At 36.3% G+C, this 19,670-nt stretch carries 23 protein-coding genes; 10 read left to right on the forward strand and 13 right to left on the reverse strand.

Translation table 11 applies throughout. The annotated features are described in order from the left end of the window. The 5 genes from M901_RS05895 to purF form a co-directional block, all read right to left on the reverse strand. Nucleotides 1-622, reverse strand: a 622-nt coding sequence (locus tag M901_RS05895) for a formyltransferase family protein (protein WP_021277273.1), incomplete at its 3' end; no start/stop codon positions are given. Continuing rightward, nucleotides 612-1,667, reverse strand: coding sequence for a phosphoribosylamine--glycine ligase (gene purD / locus M901_RS05900; RefSeq protein ID WP_021277268.1), 1,056 nt, complete (start codon nucleotides 1,665-1,667; stop codon nucleotides 612-614). The genes M901_RS05895 and purD, both read right to left, overlap by 11 nt. Continuing rightward, the gene (locus M901_RS05905; RefSeq protein WP_021277286.1) at nucleotides 1,667-2,782 is read right to left on the reverse strand and encodes a phosphoribosylaminoimidazolesuccinocarboxamide synthase; all 1,116 of its coding nucleotides are present in this window, start codon (nucleotides 2,780-2,782) and stop codon (nucleotides 1,667-1,669) included. The genes purD and M901_RS05905 overlap by 1 nt, the downstream gene beginning before the upstream one ends. An 8-nt stretch (nucleotides 2,783-2,790) precedes the next feature. Then, complete coding sequence (locus M901_RS16325; RefSeq protein WP_021277280.1) at nucleotides 2,791-3,498, reverse strand: AIR carboxylase family protein; 708 nt, start codon at nucleotides 3,496-3,498, stop codon at nucleotides 2,791-2,793. Nucleotides 3,499-3,506: 8 nt separating this feature from the next. Beyond that, the gene (gene purF / locus M901_RS05915) at nucleotides 3,507-4,979 is read right to left on the reverse strand and encodes an amidophosphoribosyltransferase (RefSeq protein WP_021277278.1); all 1,473 of its coding nucleotides are present in this window, start codon (nucleotides 4,977-4,979) and stop codon (nucleotides 3,507-3,509) included. Between the two features lie 166 nt (nucleotides 4,980-5,145). Between purF and purB the strand changes: the two genes are divergently transcribed. Then, entirely contained in the window at nucleotides 5,146-6,456 is a 1,311-nt protein-coding gene (gene purB / locus M901_RS05920) for an adenylosuccinate lyase (RefSeq protein ID WP_021277271.1), read from the forward strand. On the opposite strand, the gene M901_RS05925 is transcribed toward purB, so the two are convergent. Both M901_RS05925 and M901_RS05930 read right to left on the reverse strand, forming a co-directional pair. Next, the gene (locus M901_RS05925) at nucleotides 6,441-7,304 is read right to left on the reverse strand and encodes a bifunctional methylenetetrahydrofolate dehydrogenase/methenyltetrahydrofolate cyclohydrolase (RefSeq protein WP_021277285.1); all 864 of its coding nucleotides are present in this window, start codon (nucleotides 7,302-7,304) and stop codon (nucleotides 6,441-6,443) included. The genes purB and M901_RS05925 overlap by 16 nt on opposite strands. Nucleotides 7,305-7,331: 27 nt before the next feature. Further along, nucleotides 7,332-7,808, reverse strand: a complete 477-nt coding sequence (locus tag M901_RS05930; protein WP_081653361.1) for a GNAT family N-acetyltransferase — start codon at nucleotides 7,806-7,808, stop codon at nucleotides 7,332-7,334. Between the two features lie 90 nt (nucleotides 7,809-7,898). Between M901_RS05930 and M901_RS05935 the strand changes: the two genes are divergently transcribed. Further along, nucleotides 7,899-8,807, forward strand: coding sequence for a hypothetical protein (locus M901_RS05935; RefSeq protein ID WP_021277276.1), 909 nt, complete (start codon nucleotides 7,899-7,901; stop codon nucleotides 8,805-8,807). Here M901_RS05935 and M901_RS05940 read toward each other — a convergent pair. The 5 genes from M901_RS05940 to M901_RS05960 form a co-directional block, all read right to left on the reverse strand. Further along, nucleotides 8,797-9,606: a carbohydrate kinase family protein gene (locus M901_RS05940; RefSeq protein ID WP_021277270.1), complete on the reverse strand. Its 810-nt coding sequence runs from the start codon at nucleotides 9,604-9,606 to the stop codon at nucleotides 8,797-8,799. The genes M901_RS05935 and M901_RS05940 overlap by 11 nt on opposite strands. Next, complete coding sequence (locus M901_RS05945) at nucleotides 9,599-10,393, reverse strand: BtpA/SgcQ family protein (protein WP_021277287.1); 795 nt, start codon at nucleotides 10,391-10,393, stop codon at nucleotides 9,599-9,601. The genes M901_RS05940 and M901_RS05945 overlap by 8 nt, the downstream gene beginning before the upstream one ends. A 47-nt stretch (nucleotides 10,394-10,440) precedes the next feature. Further along, the gene (locus tag M901_RS05950; protein ID WP_021277272.1) at nucleotides 10,441-11,193 is read right to left on the reverse strand and encodes a hypothetical protein; all 753 of its coding nucleotides are present in this window, start codon (nucleotides 11,191-11,193) and stop codon (nucleotides 10,441-10,443) included. Between the two features lie 8 nt (nucleotides 11,194-11,201). Beyond that, nucleotides 11,202-12,008: a fatty acid desaturase gene (locus M901_RS05955; protein WP_021277269.1), complete on the reverse strand. Its 807-nt coding sequence runs from the start codon at nucleotides 12,006-12,008 to the stop codon at nucleotides 11,202-11,204. Between the two features lie 76 nt (nucleotides 12,009-12,084). Beyond that, nucleotides 12,085-12,474 carry a response regulator gene (locus M901_RS05960; RefSeq protein ID WP_034720771.1) on the reverse strand — a complete coding sequence of 130 codons (390 nt, stop codon included), beginning with the start codon at nucleotides 12,472-12,474 and terminating at the stop codon, nucleotides 12,085-12,087. A 178-nt stretch (nucleotides 12,475-12,652) separates the two neighbouring features. Here M901_RS05960 and M901_RS05965 point away from each other — a divergent pair, with 178 nt between their 5' ends. The 7 genes from M901_RS05965 (at nucleotide 12,653) to M901_RS05995 (ending at nucleotide 17,777) form a co-directional block, all read left to right on the forward strand. Beyond that, nucleotides 12,653-13,303 (forward strand): RluA family pseudouridine synthase, encoded by a 651-nt coding sequence (locus M901_RS05965; protein ID WP_021277279.1) that lies wholly within the window; start codon nucleotides 12,653-12,655, stop codon nucleotides 13,301-13,303. A gap of 61 nt (nucleotides 13,304-13,364) precedes the next feature. Next, nucleotides 13,365-14,897, forward strand: coding sequence for a hypothetical protein (locus tag M901_RS05970; protein WP_021277288.1), 1,533 nt, complete (start codon nucleotides 13,365-13,367; stop codon nucleotides 14,895-14,897). Further along, nucleotides 14,897-15,400, forward strand: coding sequence for a hypothetical protein (locus M901_RS05975; protein WP_021277282.1), 504 nt, complete (start codon nucleotides 14,897-14,899; stop codon nucleotides 15,398-15,400). Before M901_RS05970 ends, M901_RS05975 begins: the two co-directional genes overlap by 1 nt. Before the next feature lie 51 nt (nucleotides 15,401-15,451). After that, complete coding sequence (locus M901_RS05980; protein ID WP_021277284.1) at nucleotides 15,452-15,712, forward strand: hypothetical protein; 261 nt, start codon at nucleotides 15,452-15,454, stop codon at nucleotides 15,710-15,712. A gap of 1 nt (nucleotide 15,713) precedes the next feature. Then, a complete protein-coding gene (locus M901_RS05985; protein WP_021277267.1) occupies nucleotides 15,714-16,043 on the forward strand; it encodes a DUF2288 family protein in 330 nt (109 codons plus the stop codon). Beyond that, entirely contained in the window at nucleotides 16,043-16,462 is a 420-nt protein-coding gene (locus M901_RS05990; protein ID WP_021277283.1) for a lipoprotein, read from the forward strand. The genes M901_RS05985 and M901_RS05990 overlap by 1 nt, the downstream gene beginning before the upstream one ends. 31 nt (nucleotides 16,463-16,493) lie before the next feature. After that, entirely contained in the window at nucleotides 16,494-17,777 is a 1,284-nt protein-coding gene (locus tag M901_RS05995) for a hypothetical protein (RefSeq protein WP_021277275.1), read from the forward strand. Between the two features lie 9 nt (nucleotides 17,778-17,786). Here M901_RS05995 and M901_RS06000 read toward each other — a convergent pair whose 3' ends face one another. Then, nucleotides 17,787-18,659, reverse strand: coding sequence for an ImmA/IrrE family metallo-endopeptidase (locus M901_RS06000; RefSeq protein WP_021277274.1), 873 nt, complete (start codon nucleotides 18,657-18,659; stop codon nucleotides 17,787-17,789). Nucleotides 18,660-18,864: 205 nt separating this feature from the next. Between M901_RS06000 and M901_RS06005 the strand changes: the two genes are divergently transcribed. Beyond that, entirely contained in the window at nucleotides 18,865-19,557 is a 693-nt protein-coding gene (locus M901_RS06005; RefSeq protein WP_021277281.1) for a hypothetical protein, read from the forward strand. Nucleotides 19,558-19,670 lie beyond the last annotated feature (113 nt).

Below are 19,670 nucleotides of genomic sequence, written 5' to 3' on the forward strand. Positions count from 1 at the left end.
CAAATGCTCTTTCATAGGAATTTAAACCTGGATACTGAGGAAGTAGTGATGGATGTATATTCACAACACGAGCCTCACTAAGAGAACCATCGTGAAATAAAGAAAGAAATTGAGAACTAAGAATTCTCATATAACCAGCAAGAAGAATCCATTTAACATGATAAGTTTTTAGAACTTCAATAATTTCTGATTCATGGATGGCCTTTCCCTTCTCCTTAGAAAATGGAATCACTTTATAATCCACACCGAGATGAAGACATCTTTGAATAACGTAAGCATCAGGATTATCTGTTATAACAATTGAAACTTCTAGAGAACGACTACCTCTTAAGTACTCAATAATATTTTGAGCATTACTACCATTACCTGAGGCAAAAATAGCAAATCTGGTATGGTTATCTTTTTCAAGTGCAATATCCTTTCTAAAATGTGAATTTTTAAAATTCACACAAGCAAGTTGCTGATAAGTAAGCTCTCTAGCAGTTGCAAGGTCTCTTGCAAGAGCAGTGACTCCTAAAACACGACCACCGGAATTAACAAGCCTTCCATCTCTTTGTTCAACTCCAGCGTAATAAATCGTTGTATCTTTATGGGTCTCATTGATACTAATTTCAATGACCAAGGTCTAAGGCCGTCCCATCAATACTCGGATAATGTTTAGAACACATCACCACATGGACTGCTGCTTTAGGATCCAAAGACAAACTATGATTTAACTTATTATGGGTCTGATTAAAAAGAGTCTGCGTCAGATCGCCTTTTAATCTAGGTAATAAAGATTGGGTTTCAGGATCACCTAATCTCACATTGAATTCGATAACATTTATAGATCTGCCATTTAACATTAAGCCAGCAAAAAGAATTCCTTTAAATGGTGTCCCCAACTCTCTCATCCCATCAAAGACTTTTTGAAAAACTTCTCTATTAATTGTATTTTCTAATTCTTTAGAAACGAGTGAGTCAGAAGAGAATGTCCCCATTCCTCCCGTATTGGCCCCTTTGTCATTATCAAATACTCTCTTATAGTCTCTAGCGTATCCTAAATTAATAAAGCCATTTTCATCGTAGAGAGCAAAAGCTGATATCTCTTGCCCATAAAGTCTCTCTTCTAAAATAATCTTATCTGTTTTGATCTGACAGCTTGAGTTATTCAAAAAGTCTTCAATTGCTTTTTGGGCCTGTGCGTGATTTTCAGCGACGACAACCCCTTTACCACCGGCCAATGATGAGACTTTCACGACAACTTGACCTTCAACAAATTCCTTAAGACCTGCAATCGCAGAATCAGAAGATGTGTATATTTTAAATTTGGAAGTTGGAATATGAAATTGGGACATGAATGATTTTGCAAAGGCTTTGGAAGATTCTAATTGAGCCGCCTCTCGTGTTGGTCCAACAACTTTTATCCCCTTTAATTCGAGGTCATTTACAATCCCCTTCTCCAAAGGATCTTCAGGTCCAACAAAAACAAAATCAAAAGATTGCTTAAATATAAATTCAGAAAGGATATCAAAATCTTCCAATGAAACATCAGCAACAGCAATACCATCTTTTGACATTCCAGGGTTACCCGGTACCACTGTTACTGATGTACATGTATCATCTTTTAAGAGGCGGTGTGCAAGTGCATGCTCTCTTCCCCCACTTCCCAAAATTAAGACTTTCATTAATACTCCTTAAAGAAGTTCATAACTTCTGTCAGAGTTTTAGAGTTTTTAAACGGTTTTTCATCGTAAAACTTAGTCGCTAAAGCATTTGCCAAACCAGTATAGATCCCTTCAGCATGTTGCTTAAACTCTTCTTCTAATTGACTAGGACTTTGTCCTAATTCTTCAAGACAAATTCTCTTCCAGTCTTTTTCTTTTCTTTTTGAAGCCAGTTCCTTGGCCTGTTCAACTGATTGATGCCAAACTCCATCTCTGTAGAAGAGTCGCAAATTTTCTTTTGATAAGGGTATTCCATTCTTTGTCAGGCGCAATTCATCTGGTCCAATAGAGTCAACAATCATGAATTGACGTTCTCCATCAATCATTTCATCGAAGGCGAATTCAAACTTCCCATCCCAAAGCTTTATATCAATATCTTGAAAGATATCACGGAGTCTCATCGCAACTACTTTTACAGTGTTTAGAATTCTTTCAAATTCTAATTCACTTAGATTTGCAATCTCACGCGCTTCTGGATAACTAAGGTATTTATCAGAAGGCTCTAATTTAGTACTAAATTCAACAATTGGTTGAGAGAATTCATCACCAAAGCATGGTTCATCATGTAGACCAAGCTCCTCGAGATATTTCTTATCTTTAACTCTCTTCATTAGAGAGCTTCCTTTTGGCATACCAAAGCGAAAAATAAATTCTAATGGGACAAGAGTTTTCGTTGGACGTTCTTTGTAAACTGAATAGTCCCAGTTTTTTTCAACAAAGGCAGGCCTTAAAACTTTTACGGGCTCAACTTCAATCATAGATGTCACTTGGTCTTCTAATTTCTTAAAACTAAGAAAATGAGATTTTAAACCATTTTCTTGAAATACTTTTAAGAGATTTTCCATTTGAGGATTCATCCCCTTCGGCTTCCATTTCGTCCAAGTTTGTGGACTAGCGAGAAGATCGAAGAAAAGTCCCGCCATATAGGAAAGAGCCTTCCCTTTATTTTCTAATTGATCTGGCATCGCACCCCAATCAAAAACAGAGTATCTATTACTAAAATCAAAAACATAAGGCTTTTGATCTTTAATTCCGTGAATATTCTTTACTGATCCTTCGACTAATAATGGCAACATAAAGTCTCCTAAAGCTTTCTTGCAAAGCAAATAGCATTTCGTGTGTTATTGATTCCAAACCAAAAGCCACCCATATTTGACCATTTTAAAAGTTCGAGGGCTTTCTGAGGGTCATTCTTAACTTGAGAATTGAATATTGGAACCTGAAGACAGGGTTTATCACTGAGAATATCTTCATATCGATTGACGAGATTAATATTAAGGCAATTTGGATTGTAGCTCCCGATTGAATACTCTATATTTGAATCCTTGAGGTATCGCTCAGTTCTTTCCAATTCACTTTTTACAAAATCCATTTCTCTGAGTTGTTCTGGAATAATAATATTTATCGCTAACTCATTGCCTTTTAAGCATTCTTTTAACAGTGGTAGAGAACTCCACTTTCTTGATCCCATCGTTGCAACGGGAACACCAAATGGCATCTGTTGAATTGAAAGTAGAGCATCAAGTCCTCCTAAGTTTCCTTCAACAGGAATCCCTACGACAGGTCTCTTTGACAATGATGCGCAAACTCCTGGTAAATGAGCAGCAATGCCAGCACCAGCATAAATAACATCAAAATTATCTTCAGCAAGTCTTTCATTTAACCTTTCAGGATTACGATGGGCCGAAATAACCTCGAAGTCGACTTCTTTATATTCTTTTTCAAGGCTAATAATCAACTCTTGGTAAACATGCTTATCAGATTCACTCCCAAATAAAACTAATGCTTTCATAGATCCCCCTATTTAAGTTCATTCCTTCTTTCACAAAATTCATTCGCATCCTCGACACTTGTTGGATACTTCCCATCAATACAGGCACGACACATACTTGGAAGATTCAGGGCCTTACTAAGATCTTCCTCATCAAGATAAATAACTTTATCAACTTCGATTGATTCTTGAATTTGCTCAAGACTCTTATTATATGCAACTAAATCTTCTTTTCTTGGAAAGTCGACACCATAGAAACAACCATAACGGATTGGTGGGCATGTGATGGCCAAAATAACTTCTTTAGCTCCGGCCTCCTTCAACAAGTGAACAATCCTCTTAGAAGTCGTTCCTCTAACAACACTATCATCTACAAGAAGAATACTCTTACCTTGAATCTCACTTCGAACAGGACTTAATTTAAGCCTTACAGCTTTTTCTCGATCTTCCTGTGTTTTAAGAATAAAACTTCGCTGTACATAGCGATTTTTAATAAGGCATTCTCTATAAGTTAAATTAAGTGATTCAGCTAAGGCTATCGCCGAGGAACGAGAAGTGTCAGGTACAGGACAAACAATATCGGGAGAGATTTCTCCTGCTCCCATCAAGTTTCTAACTTTAACAGAGAGTCTTTCCCCAAGTGAGCGTCTAGCTCCATAAACAGGTCTATTTTCTATTGTAGACTCAACAGCAGAAAAGTAAATCCATTCAAACATGCAAGGCTTTATTTGATTTTCAGGATTTTGAAAGTGATATGATTGAATTTCACAATCTCTATTAATAAATATGAATTCCCCAGGTGCTATATTTCTAACAACTTCATAGCCCAAAAATTCTAGAGCATTAGTTTCTGAACTTAAAGCATATGAAATATCATTTCCTTCGCCCTTCTTACCCAATAATAAAGGCCTGATCCCATTTGGATCTCTTAAACCAAAGAGTCCTTCACCAGCTAAAAGGCCTACAATACTGTAGGCCCCGATAGTTGATTCAAATATTTTTTCAGCAGCTTTAACCGCGTGAGTAAACGTAAACTCATCACCACCACTCTGCTCTTCCATAAGTGTACGACACCAAAAGCTTAAAAAGATTTCGAGGTCATTATTTGTAAGGAGCTGTCTCCTGTGCTCAGTTCTAACAACCTCACGTAAACGATGGTAGTTCACAATATTTCCATTATGTGCCATTCCAACACCTATTGGAAATCCTGTCACAAGAGGTTGTACATCATTTGAACTATCACTTCCCGTTGTAGCATAACGTGTGTGTCCAATGGCCATCTCACCCTTTAATAAATCGAAGTGATTTGGTTTGAAAATTTCATTCACTAAACCTAATTCTTTATGACTGTAAAATTGATTTTCTTTTGAATCGAAACTGAGAATCCCTGCGGCGTCTTGTCCTCTATGTTGAAGTGTGAGTAGTGCCCTATACACATCATAGGAAGCATACTTATCAGTTGAAATTGAAGGACCATTAATAATACCAAACACACCACACATGGGTTGCCTCTTGGGTTAAGGATTAAATTCAACAGGGTCATTCTTTCAGCAATGACAAGTGTATGTCTACAATTATTTTTAGAAAAACTAATATTGACAATAAGTACAGCTAATACTTAATTTAATAAAGTATTAGTTTTACATTAATTTTTTAGAGGAGAGCGTCATGATTCCAAGGTATGAAAGAAAAGAAATTAGCGAAATATGGTCTGAAAAAAGAAGGGCTGAATACTATCTTGAGGTCGAACTAGCCTTACTTCACGCTCTTGAGTCTCAAGAAATCATCCCAAAAAACACACTCAAAAATTTTGAAAATGTTAGTGTCGATACAAGTAGAATTGGGGAAATTGAAGCCGAAGTAAAACACGATATAATTGCTTTTTGTACCTCAATTACAGAACAAGTTGATACTCAATTTAGTAAGTTCTTTCATTTTGGTGTTACAAGTAGTGACATCATTGATACAGCACAGAGTCTACAAATTAAGGCTTCTCTTAAAATAATTTTAAATACCTTTTCTAATCTTAATAATTCTCTTTTTAATCTTTCACAAAGAACACTTCATATTATTGGAGTTGGAAGATCACACGGAATGTATGCAGAAGCACTAAGCTATGGGCAAAAGTTCCTAGGCTTCTATGCCGAGTTTAGAAGAAGGTTTGACGAACTTGAAGATTATTATAACCATGAGATTACTGGCCAATTATCAGGTGCAGTAGGAAACTACACAGTAATAAACCCAGAAGTTGAAAGAGAAGCTCTTTCTAAACTAGGACTTGAGATTGAGCCACTCTCAACTCAGGTTATACCAAGAGATAGAATTGCAAAACTCTCTACAATTCTCGCATCCATTGCTGGTGCAATTGAAAGGATTAGTGTCGAGATTCGTCATCTTCATAGAAGTGAAGTGGGAGAGGTATTTGAAGGTTTTAGTAAAGGCCAAAAAGGTTCTTCTACAATGCCACATAAGAAGAATCCAATTTCAACAGAAAATCTTACTGGTGTAGCACGAATCATTCGCTCTCATGCCATTGTTGCACTAGAAAATAATATCCTCTGGCATGAAAGAGACATCTCACACTCCAGCGCAGAAAGGCTTTTTCTACCAGACTCTTTGGGATTAATACAATACGCACTTAAGAGACTAACTTCGACACTTGATAATCTTGTTATCTGTGAAGAAAGAATTGAACAAAGAAGTGAAAACTCACCTGGCGTTCTTTCTAGTTTTTATCTACATCAGTTAATTAAAAATGCACCTCTAAGACGTGAAGAAATCTATTCTATTATTCAACAAGCAGCATTTGAAAACGCTAAGTCTAATATCGAATTTGACGTACTTATCAACGAGATATTAGAGAAAATGAATTACGACTTAAGGGTAGCAAAAGTAAATATGAAAGAACTTAAAGATAAGTATAGAGAAACAGCTAAAACTATGATGGAGAGAGTAATTTCAACCTATCCCTTAAAGTAATTTTTATAAAGTCTTAAACTATTTCTAAGACACATAGTTACAGTTAATGGGCCAACTCTTGGTATAAAAGTAGATAATTTATCAAGAGTTGCCTTTTCAAAATTCTGTATAGTAGAAAAGTTTAACCCCACAATCCCCTCTTGTATTTCAGAAGGCCGTATCATCTCGAACTTTTTTGAAGGCACACCAGTGATAACAATATCTGATGATGCTAGAGCTTTCTCGCGATCAATATCGATCTCTTCAATCGTTCCATTATGAAAGAGTAGAACACCGTCTAAGTCAAATGAATAGACTTTAGCACCATCATGGCTCAACATACTCGCCAAAGGCCTCCCAACAACTTCAGAACGATTGAAAACTGAAATCGTCTTATTCCTTACATTAATATCTATTTCTTCTAGTATTTTAATAATGGCCAAGGGTGTACAAGGAAGTATTGATTTGTATTTCTTGTTCTGATCTTCGAAACGTTGATTCTGATAGAGTTTACTGGCCCAATACTGATTTAGTCCTTCAATATCTTTGTAGGGAGAAACTAAGTTCTTAATATAGGCATCTCTTTCTACCCCAAAAATTGGATAGTAAATAAAAATCCCGTGGATACGATCATCTTCATTAGCAAGAGTGATTTGATCTTCAATTTGAACTCTAGGAACAATTCTTAAGTCAAAATTTATTCCAACTTCTTCACATGCAGCTTTTGTGTAATCTGCATATTTCTTTGCTGCAGGATCATCATTACACATGAATCCTACAATATTAATTTTATATTGATTTGCCAGTATTTCGCTATGGACACTTTCACGGAAGGACTTGGAAATAATTTGGGGATTAATTTTTTTCATAATAACCTCAGGCCAAATAAAACAACATCAGGCTATCAAAGTTTCAATTACAAAGAAAAAGATTTTTTCATTTTCTTTTTGAATTTTAAATTCTGCTTTTTCAAGGGTCTTAATAGAAGCGAGATTCTCTCTATTAACTCGAGCAACGATTCGACTCACCTTTTCCTCTTTCGCTTTTTCTAAGATTTTTTCGATGCCCTTAAACGCCAGTCCTTTTTTCCAAAATTTACGATTAACCATAAAACCAATTTCGGGATATTCTTCTTCAATTGGAATTAACATAAACCAAGCCACGACTTTATCTAATTCAGAATCAACCAAGGCCCAATAACCATAAATATCATTCGAGGATTTATAACGAATTATCTTATCTAGCCTCTTTTGAGACTCTTCATATGTAAAGGTTTTTGCTGGACCAGTGGATTTCATCACTTCAAAGTCTGACTCCATCTCACAGATATCTTCCAAATCACTCTCTAAAAACCTTCTCAATAACAACGCCATTCTTCCTCATTTCAAACACTTAAACAGTGAATTTGCTATAAAATAGTATTTCTTTTTGGACATATTTCAAATAATTGACTATCAAAAGTTGTGCTTAAATATCTCATCCTTCTATTTACGACAACAAAGCTTTTTGCTGGAATCCTAATTCAGGATGATTCTCTATACCTATCGAATAATGAAAGGGAAAGATTAAGCCTTCAAATCCAGAAAGCTCAAAACTTCTATAACTCAATTTTAGACAACTCAGAAGATATTACCATTCTAATTAATCCTCAATCATGTCTTCGAACTGGATATGATTATGAAGGGCATCGCTTACGCTTCTGTGACAATAAAAAAACAATTAAAGCAGGTACACGGTCTGAAGATATTATTAATCATGAAGTTTTTCATTATCTCTATTGTGGTCAATTCCCTCACTTTTGTAAGGGAGAGCTAATGAAAAAAGAAAACCACGTAGGGCTTCTAGAGGGTATTGCTGATTATTTTTCTTACCTATTAAATCCTGATTCTTATTTTGGTGAAAACTTCTACCACGAATTTAACTATCTAAGGGCCTATCAGAATAAGCTGTGCTTCAATCTTGTTCCCTCTCATCACCTTAAAGGTAATGCTCTAACGGGTAGTCTTCTTAGATTAAACTTCAATCAAAGTCGACTTAGAGATTTTTTAACAACATTGGATGTGAAAAAACTGAATGAAGATTCTTGCTATAAAGAGCTTTCAAAACCTCTTTTTATTGCCCTCGATAGAAAACAAGCAACTCGTTACTGGATAAATAGTGACGATAAGTTAGAGTTTAAGTCTTCTTTATCAAATCAAGTTAATATTCATCCAATTTCAAATTCTAAACTGTTTAATATTTCAATAAGTCGAAATACAATAACTTTTAAACCAAAATCAAATGCGAAGGGTTTTGAGAAAATTGAAGTCCACCTTAAAGATGGAAGTGACACGATTGGAATAGCAAGATTTTATATAGGAATTAAAAAGTAATCTCAGACATTGGAGTGGCCCCTATGTGTGAGATCGTTTTTGCTGCAAAGCTATTTGCCATTCCCCCAACTTGCTCCATGGGTAGTCCCTTTACCATCCCAGAAACAAGTGCCGCCAGATAGGAGTCACCAGCTCCAGTTGTATCGATGACCTCAACATTTGCCACTGCTTCATAATGAGATACCTTTTCGACACAATAAAACATAGATCCCTTTACAGATTGTGTCACAGAAATAAATGCACGATTTTCTGCTGACAGCCTTTCTAAATCACTCTTGCCAAAAAGATCTCCCCCAATCTGGATTCCCTTAACCACTGATATTAGACGTGATAACTCATCTAAATCAATTCCTACTGCATCGTGAATATCTAAAATCACTTTCTCTGCGTATAGAGCGATTACAGGTGCAATGAATTCTCTTATTTCCTCAAAGTAAGGACAGATAATATAATCGTAATCAGCAAGTAAACTGAGTTCGCTATCTCTCCATTCAAAACTTTGAATAATTTCATCTTGATAATCTCTAAAATACCTTTCTCCATCACTAACAACAATTCCTAAAGTAAGATTAGGATAATCTCGCTCTAGTGCCTTAAAAGGGATTTTCATTGAGTTAATTTTTGAGACAATTTTTGCAGACCACTTATCGTGACCAAGAGGTGCCATAAGAGTTGCATCAATATCAAATTCATTGATCAGATGATAAGCAACATTGTAGGAGCATCCTCCAAGAAAAGATTTATTTTTTTGAGGATAGATATCAATACAAACATCACCCAAACATAGAACTTTAGCCACGTATCACTCTAACTCTATCCATAAATGGAGCGATTCTTTCATAATCCATTCTATTTCCTTCTTTGAAGAAAGAAGTTCCAACAATGGCTCCATCACATGCGGGGAGTAACTCCTCAAGATTCTCAAAGCTTAAGCCTGAACCGATAATAAGAGGAATCTGATCACACCCTCTTCTTGCTTCTTCTAAATCTGCAACCTGTGGTGGAACTCCTGTAATCTTCCCTGAGATGACAGCACCATCACTACCAAATTCATGAGCTTGCTTTGCACTTTCTCCCAAGCATTTTTGCTCAAGCATCGTTGCGTATTTAACCTGAATATCTGAGAAAAAAGAAATATCATCAGCCTTCAATGATTTCTTATATTCCATGACGGCCCTTGGAACGATTCTCATCTCTCCACCATACTCTTCTCGACTCATTCTATCGACAAAGTAATCAGTACGAATAAAGCTACACGAACTAGCTTTGGCTATGGCCAAAGAGGCTTCGGGGTCATTTATCAAGAACTCAGCCCCCAATTCGATTCCATCACAGTGCTCAAGAATTTTAGAGGCCGCAACACTCATAGAAGCAATTGTTCCAGAAGAAGCGAGAACAGAATAAGGCCTATCATTTTCATTCTCTAGTAACGCACCATCTACACCACACCTTTTCAAGACTTCAAGATCTTCTAGTGCGTGCTCGACAAGTTGATTCATTCCAGGGTGATTAGGATACCCCAAGGTTGGTGGTAAATAGATAACTCCAATAATGGGCTTTTGATTTTGAAAGTTCTTTACTTGCACAATGATCTCCTGACATTTCAAATATCATAGATCAAAAAAAAGACTTTTTAAATACTCAAAATATCAACGGGATGAAACCAGCATTGAGGTCTTTGACCATTACTAAACTGATTAAAATAATTCGTAAAGGCCAAGTAATAATTTCTTTCAGAGCTCGAAACTGCTCCTGCGATAAATGTATCTAAACGGCACTGCGCTGAGTTTTGATAGGGATAAGTTCTTTGGACAACATGATGATCATTCTCTAATATAGAAACATATTCTCCTGTAAATAGCTCAAGAGACCTCTTTGAAAGATGCGCAATAACTTGGCAGCGACGTGTTTCACACCCTCTCACTCTTAACCCAATACGATCATCCTCAGAAATTTCCTGATAGATTTCATTCACTTGTATCCCAGGAAGAAGTCTTCCCATACATCTCTTGGCCGCAAAGTAATCAGCTTGCCCCTCGACAGAAATAGTTCTTAGATCACCTGGATACTCCATCAAGTACGGTGGGCCACCTAGTAAGTGACCAAGCTCATGACAGAAAATATTATAAAGGTCGACCTTTCTTAGATTTTCAAATTCTAATAATCTATTCGAAATTTTGATTTCACGAGGAAGTCCCTTGCTAACAGCAACAAGTTTATCATCGACAGTATCTGTCCAAATAGTCTTAATATGCTCATTCTTTTTTATGAGCTCCTCATAGAAGGCGATATGAGTCGACTTCCATACACTCATCACATCCTCTTTTGTAAGAGCATGAGTAAAATTTGTAACTAAGAGTAAAAGTGGAAAAATGATATGCTTCAATCTAAATCCTAATGCGGTATATTTGTAAAATGAGCGAATTTAACGATTCTTCTCTGTGATTCATCAGGCAACTTCTTTCGAACTTCTGTAATTTTTGTCCAATGTACAGTTGGTGCAAAATGGTGTTCCTGATGATAGCCATTATTAAACCAGAGTAAATTATAGATTTTCCCATAACAACTCACTGAGTCCGTTTCTCTATTACCTGGTTTTGTTCCATAGTGTTCAAAGTAGTTTTCCATCAGGGCCGCAACTTGACCGAGATACCAAACTGGTAAATAAAATACTAAAAAGAATTTCCAGTTGATAGAAATAAGAAGTCCCCATAGAAGTAGAACTCCAAGAGTTTCCATAATGAGCAATCTTTTATCTTGAGGTTTCTTTGCTCTCTTTGCCAATGCAAGAAGATCAATCCTAAAAAAACCGATGAATGAATAACTCAATATCCCCTCTTCTCTTTCCTGATTCTCTCCTGAGTATTTAAACAATGAAGAGATGTCTTTCTCACCATTTGTAAATCGATGATGATTCATATGATGGTGATAATAGAGAGTCTGAGGAAGGCCCATGGCCATTGAATTAATTATTGAAAATAAAGTGTTGAGACTCTTATTCTTAAAAAAGTTATTATGAATAAAATTATGTGAAACGCACTGATAATTCGTGCAATAGAAACCGACCAAAAAAAGACCGGCAACGAAAGCCTCGCTAAAGCTAAAAGTCGCAAATTGCTTAGCGAAATAAAGGATTAGTCCAACATTTGTCAGGCAAATCATAACCAATATGGCATCTTTCTTTGAGTGCTTAAAAATCATAGTTCATACTATCATTTACAAGCTCTTGAATGAGGTTTTTTGAAGGAATAACAATAGTGTCAAAACTTTTGACACCTTAAGCTGTAATTCTCTCTTCTATCATGCTAGCGACCCTTTCGAAGTCAACTGGTTTGGGTAAGAATTCAATCGCTCCGAGGTCTTTTCCACGAGTCTTGTAATCATTTGTATCATACGCACTACAAATGGCGACTTCTACACCCCTAAAGCTCTCCTTTAGATTCTTTAATAATGTAAAACCGTCCATAATAGGCATATTAATATCTGTGATAACAAAGACCTTATCATCTGGAGTACAATTATTATTCATATAATTCATGCACTCCTCTCCATTGAGAAAGAACTGAAATTGGAAATCCTTACCAAGTAGATTAGATAGGAAGATCTCATAGATTTCCTTGATATCTGGTTCATCGTCTACGAGTAGGAATTTATATCTTTCCGGCATCTTCTCTCCCTCCATTAAAAGGAACTAGATCAATTATAGAGCAAAGATTTACGGGGGGATCAATCTTCAATTTTCATTTATAATCTGGTATTAAACAGCTAGAATCCTATTAAGGTAAATTTCTACTTAACTAAATAAATTGACCAGTTATAAAGGCAGTTTAAATAAGAGCTCTCCTATGAAGAAAAGAATCGAAGTCCTCTACTGGGATAAACACTATATTGCAGTTACAAAGCCCGCAGGTCTTCTCGTTCATCCATTTAAGGCTCGCTCAAAAGATCGTAGCCACCTCATGAGATCTGTGAAAAAGCAGACAAATCTCTACCTCTATCCAATTCATCGATTAGATAAGCCTGTCTCGGGTGTGGTGCTATTTGGCCTATCGAAAGAAGCCACAAGGCTAATTAAAGAACAGTGGAATACTGAGCTCACACAAAAGAGATATATCACAATGTGTAGAGGAGAAATCGAAGAAGAAGGAGTTTTTGACTTCCCTTTAAAAGGCGATTCTGGACCACAGGAAGCCTACACTGGCTACAAGAGAATTTCCACGAATGGAGAATATAGTCTAGTAGATGTTGAGATTAAAACAGGAAGAATGCATCAAATCCGAAGACACTTTTCCAGACGCATGTTCAATATCGTTGGAGACTCTAAGTATGGTCGTAGTGTGATAAATAATGTCTTCAAAAAAGACTACAAATTCTATCGACTATTTCTTCATTCTTATGAACTTAAGTTCTTTCACCCTATTGAAAAGCGCTGGGTCTGTATTCGTTCACAAGTCCCTGATGAGTTATCGAATATTATCAATGACTTAGAATTATAATTTTCTAAACTTCTTAACTTAAGTTCCGATAAATACTCTGATGAGAAGAGTATTAGCGTTTTTGACATTTATATTGGTAAGTAGCTCAACATGGGCAACTCCATCATTATTGGCCCCGAGAAAGAGTGTTTCACTTGCAAATGAAGTTAGCGGAAAAGAATCTAGTTTTCTCTCTGACGGTTTTACCTATCTAAAAATCGAAACAGATCCTGAGATGATAGCGAATAGTCCTACTTGGTTTCTCACAGTAAGCATGATGACGAAGGCCGGAACACAATTAAACAATTCAAAGTTTAGAACAAGTCGTAGTGTTCTATTTCAAAATGTCAGTCTCAAATTACCTTCAAGTCAAAAAATTATTGATACTCATACCAAAGAGAATGTTTTCTCTAATCCAGAGCTATCTTTTGTTATTGAAGGAAGATACAAAGTTGGAGCTTGGGACTTCTTACAAATTTACTTTGTCGATGAGAATGGATTCATCGTTGATCACGAAGGAAGAAGACCGCCTGAAAGCCCTTTTAGATACTATAAATTATCAACAAAGGTCTTCGATGTTCAAATGGCAGAAGGAATGATTCGCAGCTTAGACTCTGTTAACGACGATCCACTCGATACATTCTACTGTCCATTGAAGTTTGATCCTGATTCGGCCGTTGCACTAGAAACCTCTGTAAGGCCAAAACCAAGGCCAGTTCAAAACTTGGCACCGCTTACATCTGTAAGACCAAAACCTAGACCAAAACCACAAGTTAAGCCTCAGCAAACGGCCGTGGCTAAACCAAAAGCTAAGTCCAAATCGACATATGAAGAGCTAATGGAAAAAAGAGCTTGGTTCTTAAAAACATATCCAAAGTTTGGAGATTGTCTCAATGCTCTTAGAAATTACGAAAAAGAACGTGGAGGAAATCTATGGCCATCATCAGTGAGTATAAAGCAAAGGGCTTCTCGCATATATGATCAAGCCAAGAAGACCTATTCTTCAATCAAATCACATCCAGAAGTTGTTCAAAAAAAGAATATAGGAACTGGATATAAAGAGACTCATAATCCCCATATGATCCACCCTCTTCTTAGCCCAGAGTTAATGTCATGTATTGCTTTCCAAGAGACAAAGGGAAAACTTGATCCACAAGCCATGAACTACTCTTACTGTGAAAAGAGACATCCAATGCGTTCCTCAGCTTTTGGTCTTTCTATGATGACGAGAACGACTCTTTCAAACTTAAGGTACTATAAGCCCCATGGAAAAGTTGTAAACCAAATACCAATTACGACAGTTAAAGAGATTAATGGTCACGAGGTTAAAGAAAATCTCAGCTTAGATAATCTCACTTATGATTCAAGTGATAGTGTCGAAATGCAAATGGAACTCATGGCCAGAACCTTAAATTACAACCTGAAACATTATAACTGGCAAAAGCAGCTTAAGGGTAATTCTGACAAGACGTTGAGCATCGGTGTTTTAAAATACGATGCTGATGATAAAGAAAAATACCAAGACAATGTTATTAATAGATGTTTACCTTGTATGAAGAATATCAAGGCCAATGGTGGAGACCCTCTCTCTTGCCATAATAAAATGAGGAATTAATGAAGATTATTTTAGCATTATTTTTTGCTCTTAATATTTTTGCTATCACTCCTGACGAACTTGATAAAAAAGGAGTTCTCCACTACGAAACAATTTCCCATGGTGAAGTTCTCTACAAGTTTCTCATCACACGAGAACAAGGTATGGCAAAACTTCAAGTCTTCGATGAGGCCGGTGATATACTCCTGACTCGAAAAAGAGGCCTTGCACTAGAAGGCTTCAAGAGATTAAAAATCAAAAGCCTTCTCTCTCAAAAAACACCCTATCTCATTACCTACTGGAAAAAAGGAGCTCATGGGAGTGCTGTCGAAATCTTCAAACTCGCAAAAGGGCAAAATGAGCCAATTAAAATTATTAACTCTTATCTAAGTATGGATTATCTTGATGATCTTGATTCATTCTCATTCACCTATGATAAGGGTCTGAAAACAGGTGATCTCTCCCCTATAAAATACCGCATAATTTTCTCTGGTGATGGTCAAATTAAAGAACAGAAGCTTTAACAAACACTATATCTTATGCTAATGTGACAAAAAATTTAATTGGAGTTTTCAATGAAAGTCACGCATATCGTAGCATCGATGATGACAATTCTCGCCCTTCTCTTCATCTTTGCACCAATTTTTAGAAAGAGAGAAGTTGAAAAGACAAAGCTAGAAAGAGAATACTTTAGTCTTCTAGAAAAATATAAATCTAACAATAGCTCAGAAATTCTAGATGAGATCATTACTCTAGGAATAAAGCTTTTCAAAATTAATGATCGAGAACAAGTTAAGAATTTAATTGAAGAAGACCTCACAAAGTTGGGAGCCTAATATGTCTGATGAACAAACGCCAAAAACAGAAGAACAGAATCTTCTTGAAAGACTACAAAATGATATTGATGAGACGGGTTGGGATCTCTTAGAAGAACATCACAAAAGAGATGCTCTATTCCTACTAACTTCAGACTTAGAACTTGCACCTGTTGGAATGGCCATGGCAAGAGATGAGGTTGAATATATAAGAGGCTGGCTTAATGATGGAAAAATGTCTCGTCCAACTGATGAGCTCATTAAGACTTGGCTAGAAAATGAAGTAAAGTTTAACTACCTCATCGTACAACCTTATGTATTAATACAACTTAAATCGGAAGATCTACAATAATGATAAGAACTCTATTTCTACTCTCTTTACTGCTTTTAGTGAGTTGTAAAGAATTTGCCATAAAGACAAGCACAGCACTCGAGAGTTTTAAGTGTCCCCAAGAGGAAAACTGTCTCTCGAGCCTCAACTCGGGAAAATCTCAAATTCTCCACTTTAAAATGATGGGAGAAGATGAGATTCAAAATATCCTAAACCTTTCAAAGCTAGTTAAGTCTCTCCCCGACACAAGAATAGAGAAGCTCGATAAAAACTATCTCTATATTACGAAGGGAAAGGTCCATATCGAGTTCATGGCCTCTCAGAAAGAGAGAAAAATTCACATAAGATCTCAAGTAAGTAAGACCGGACTCTTTGGTGAAGACAAAGGTAAAGGAATTATTGTAGAAATTAGGTTCAAATTTTACCAGAATGACTATTAATTTTTAGAGATTAGTCCGATAAGCTAAGTATATGAAAAAGCTTTACATCTGTGTCAAGCCAGATGGTTTGGACAATCTTTTAGAGATGGCCCTATCAGGTCACAGTCAACTACAAGTTCTTCTTGAGAAGGACACTGATTCACTTATTAATACGATCAATTATATTGGTACTCCAGATATTCTTATTATTGATGATGAGAATTTAAGAAATACGACAACTGATGAGTTTGAAAGTATTCACACTAAAATTCTCGTCTATGAACAGAAACAATTTATTGAAGATTGGGAATGTCTAGATAAGGCAAACTGGCAGCAAGTAACGAAACGTGTCCTAGATGATCTTGGCAGTGAAAATCAGCCAACAGACTATTCAACAATCCCCTTTCATCTCTTAAAAAATATCAATAGTCCTATCTGTGATGTTTACATAGAAATTCTTAAAAGTGGTGCTTCCCATAAAATTAAACTCTTTAACAAGAATGAAGAGATTGATCAGCCAACTGTAGAAAAGTATCTAGACAAAGGAATCGTCCACGGTTTTATTGAAACTGATAACAAAGAGCAATTTTTAAATATCATTTCAAATCAGCTCTATTCCAAAATGATGGACTCTCCAAGTGAAGAAATTGTAGGAAAGTCACTTGATACAGCAATTACACTTCTTAAAGAAATTGGATTCAACTCCACTTCAACTCAACTCTTTGATGGGGTGGTTGAAAATATTAATAAGACTCTTTCTCAAAGTAAGAGTAAAGATTTAAATCTCATTAAAGATTTACTGGAATCCAAGTCTTCACGTTACTATAAACTCGCAAATCTAACATCCCTCTTATCAATGCGCGTGTTACAAATGTCTTCTTGGAGTTCACATATCCACCAAGAAATACTAGTCTACACAGCACTCATGGCAAATGTCACACTCGATAAAGAAGAGATGCTCTTTATCACAGATGAGGAAACACTCGCAAAATCAAGTCTGAGTGAAGAAGATAAATCAAATATTATTCATCACGCACAAAGTGCTTACAATTTAGTTCAATCCGATAAGGATAAGCCCGCTGATGCGGATATGTTTATCCTAGAACATCATGCTAGTAAGTCTGGTATCGGTTTAAATACTGCTCTTAGTAGTCAAAACCATAAATTAACAATTGTTTTTAGAATCTGTGAGGATTTTACGATCGAGCTTCTCAAGTTGAAAGAAATGAATAAGCACATCAAGTTGGACAATATCTTCAAATCACTTTACGAAAAACATGATAAGAAGATATTGCACCAAACGATAGACCTTTTAAGGAAGTGCTTTTCCCTTTAACCAAAGACCTTAATACGAACTTGGTGAAAACCAACAAAGCGGTCTAGCACCTTTTTCAGAATACTCTCTAACACAAGCACCAATAGAATGGTCACTATTATCAAACTCCGAGTTCCTCTCTTCTTCGCACATAATACCCGCAATGAAAGTATCAAAGCGACACTGAGGCTCAGGGTGTTTATAAAAAGTATTTTCAACAACAAGGTTGGACTTTTCTCCAACTTGTGGTGGTTGCCAATCATACTTTAGAGAAGCAAAAACTCTCCCAAGACTTAATGCTGCCATTGAAGTTCTCTTACAGTATTCACTCTGACAAACCTTTTCGATCTCAATCACAGTCATCTTATCCACACCAGGAACAAAGCTCTTATTCTCATTGCTATATTCTTCAATAAGCTTTGGCATACACTTATTAGAGGCAAAGTAATCAGCCTGTCCTTCAGCAGAAGACCAACTTCTCTTTGAACTCCTACCTCTAAAAGTCTTCGGTGCCCCACCAAAATGATGTCCAAGCTCATGACACATAATAAGCAACATTGCATCTTTATTCATATCTCTGTGCCTGGCCAACCCACCATAGATTTTCAAAACAGGATTGTTATTGTCATCGCGAGTTGCAGAGGCATTAACCTTATCGTTTTCCCACATTCGCTCGATAATAAGTTCCTTACCAATTTTTTCTTTCACAAGAGGCTTCCAAACTCTTTCGAATTGATCGATAACTTGGTGGTATTCGAATTGCCCCATTCCAGCACCACCAAAAGACTTAAGCCCTGTTGGAATTTTCACATTATTATCAGGAAAGCAGTTTGAAACTTCACTACTTGCCGAAGCCGATAAAGACATCGCTATGATCAACGCTACTCTAGTCAATTTCCCCATACAATCTCCCTTTAACATGTAAGAAAGAGCCATTTTCTGGCTGCTTTCCTTCGCCTGAATAGTGCCATTTTTGTCACTACTCGTACCTGATATGGATCATATTTATTTGATCTCATAATCAATTTTATTTATCTCCTAGGACATCCACAGTCCGTTGCCCGTGAATCACTATATGTATGTAAGAAATCAAAGGGAGGAACCCAAAATGAAAGCAAAAAAACTATTACTACCACTACTGATGATTGGGGCGCTTAGTGCTCAGGCAGTGAAATTCGAGGCAGTTCCCATTAATCACGTTTATTCACCGAAAGGATACAACTCCAACGATGATGTCGAAATTGTTGTAGAAGGTATTCTTCCAAACCTATGTTACAAAAATATTAAATCTGAAGTTAGTATTAAAGGAAAAGATGTCGTTATCGATATCAAAGCTCAGAAGAATGAAGATCCAAATGTTGGATGTGCCGAAATGGTTGTTCCATTCCTAAAAGGAGCCAAAGTTGGGCTGCTTGATAAAGGATGGTACAGAGTCATGATTAACGGTGAACAAAGATCAGATCTTTATGTAGAAGAGTTTGATTCAAATGGTCTTGAAGACGAGATCCTAGCAAATGTTGAAGTTGTCGAAGTAGATGAAGGAAGTCGACTCATCAAACTAAAAGGACAAAATGCAAGTGACTGTTTAGTTCATGATAGAATCGATGTGAAATCTAATGAAAAAGATGCTTATTCAATTAAACCTCAAATGAAACAAGTCTCTGACTTCTGTCCAATGAAAATGGTTCCTTTTGAACTAGAAATGGAAGTTCCAGATGAACTACAAAGAGAAAAAGTTCTACTCCATGTGAGATCACTTGAAGGTAAATCAATCAATAAGCTCTTCAAGAACAATCTTTAAAGACCTTTTGGATTTATCAAATGAAAAGCTCCCGCTCTAAGCGGGAGTTTTTTTATATCTTCTTTACTTCGTTAAGATACTCATTCTTTGTTTCAATATAGCTCTTATAATGA

This window comes from Bacteriovorax sp. DB6_IX, from assembly GCF_000447775.1.
Classification (GTDB): Bacteria; Bdellovibrionota; Bacteriovoracia; order Bacteriovoracales; family Bacteriovoracaceae; genus Halobacteriovorax_A.

Bases quoted from the DNA above. Each gene is read 5' to 3' on its own strand.
- purB (WP_021277271.1), top strand. From the start codon at position 5,146: ATGATTCCAAGGTATGAAAGAAAAGAAATTAGCGAAATATGGTCTGAA.
- M901_RS05980 (WP_021277284.1), top strand. From the start codon at position 15,452: ATGAAAGTCACGCATATCGTAGCATCGATGATGACAATTCTCGCCCTT.
- M901_RS05995 (WP_021277275.1), top strand. From the start codon at position 16,494: ATGAAAAAGCTTTACATCTGTGTCAAGCCAGATGGTTTGGACAATCTT.
- M901_RS05930 (WP_081653361.1), bottom strand. From the start codon at position 7,808: ATGGCGTTGTTATTGAGAAGGTTTTTAGAGAGTGATTTGGAAGATATC.
- purF (WP_021277278.1), bottom strand. From the start codon at position 4,979: ATGTGTGGTGTGTTTGGTATTATTAATGGTCCTTCAATTTCAACTGAT.
- purD (WP_021277268.1), bottom strand. From the start codon at position 1,667: ATGAAAGTCTTAATTTTGGGAAGTGGGGGAAGAGAGCATGCACTTGCA.
- M901_RS06005 (WP_021277281.1), top strand. From the start codon at position 18,865: ATGAAAGCAAAAAAACTATTACTACCACTACTGATGATTGGGGCGCTT.
- M901_RS16325 (WP_021277280.1), bottom strand. From the start codon at position 3,498: ATGAAAGCATTAGTTTTATTTGGGAGTGAATCTGATAAGCATGTTTAC.
- M901_RS05975 (WP_021277282.1), top strand. From the start codon at position 14,897: ATGAAGATTATTTTAGCATTATTTTTTGCTCTTAATATTTTTGCTATC.
- M901_RS06000 (WP_021277274.1), bottom strand. From the start codon at position 18,659: ATGGGGAAATTGACTAGAGTAGCGTTGATCATAGCGATGTCTTTATCG.
- M901_RS05955 (WP_021277269.1), bottom strand. From the start codon at position 12,008: ATGATTTTTAAGCACTCAAAGAAAGATGCCATATTGGTTATGATTTGC.
- M901_RS05960 (WP_034720771.1), bottom strand. From the start codon at position 12,474: ATGCCGGAAAGATATAAATTCCTACTCGTAGACGATGAACCAGATATC.
- M901_RS05965 (WP_021277279.1), top strand. From the start codon at position 12,653: ATGAAGAAAAGAATCGAAGTCCTCTACTGGGATAAACACTATATTGCA.
- M901_RS05985 (WP_021277267.1), top strand. From the start codon at position 15,714: ATGTCTGATGAACAAACGCCAAAAACAGAAGAACAGAATCTTCTTGAA.
- M901_RS05990 (WP_021277283.1), top strand. From the start codon at position 16,043: ATGATAAGAACTCTATTTCTACTCTCTTTACTGCTTTTAGTGAGTTGT.
- M901_RS05925 (WP_021277285.1), bottom strand. From the start codon at position 7,304: ATGAAAAAAATTAATCCCCAAATTATTTCCAAGTCCTTCCGTGAAAGT.
- M901_RS05905 (WP_021277286.1), bottom strand. From the start codon at position 2,782: ATGTTGCCATTATTAGTCGAAGGATCAGTAAAGAATATTCACGGAATT.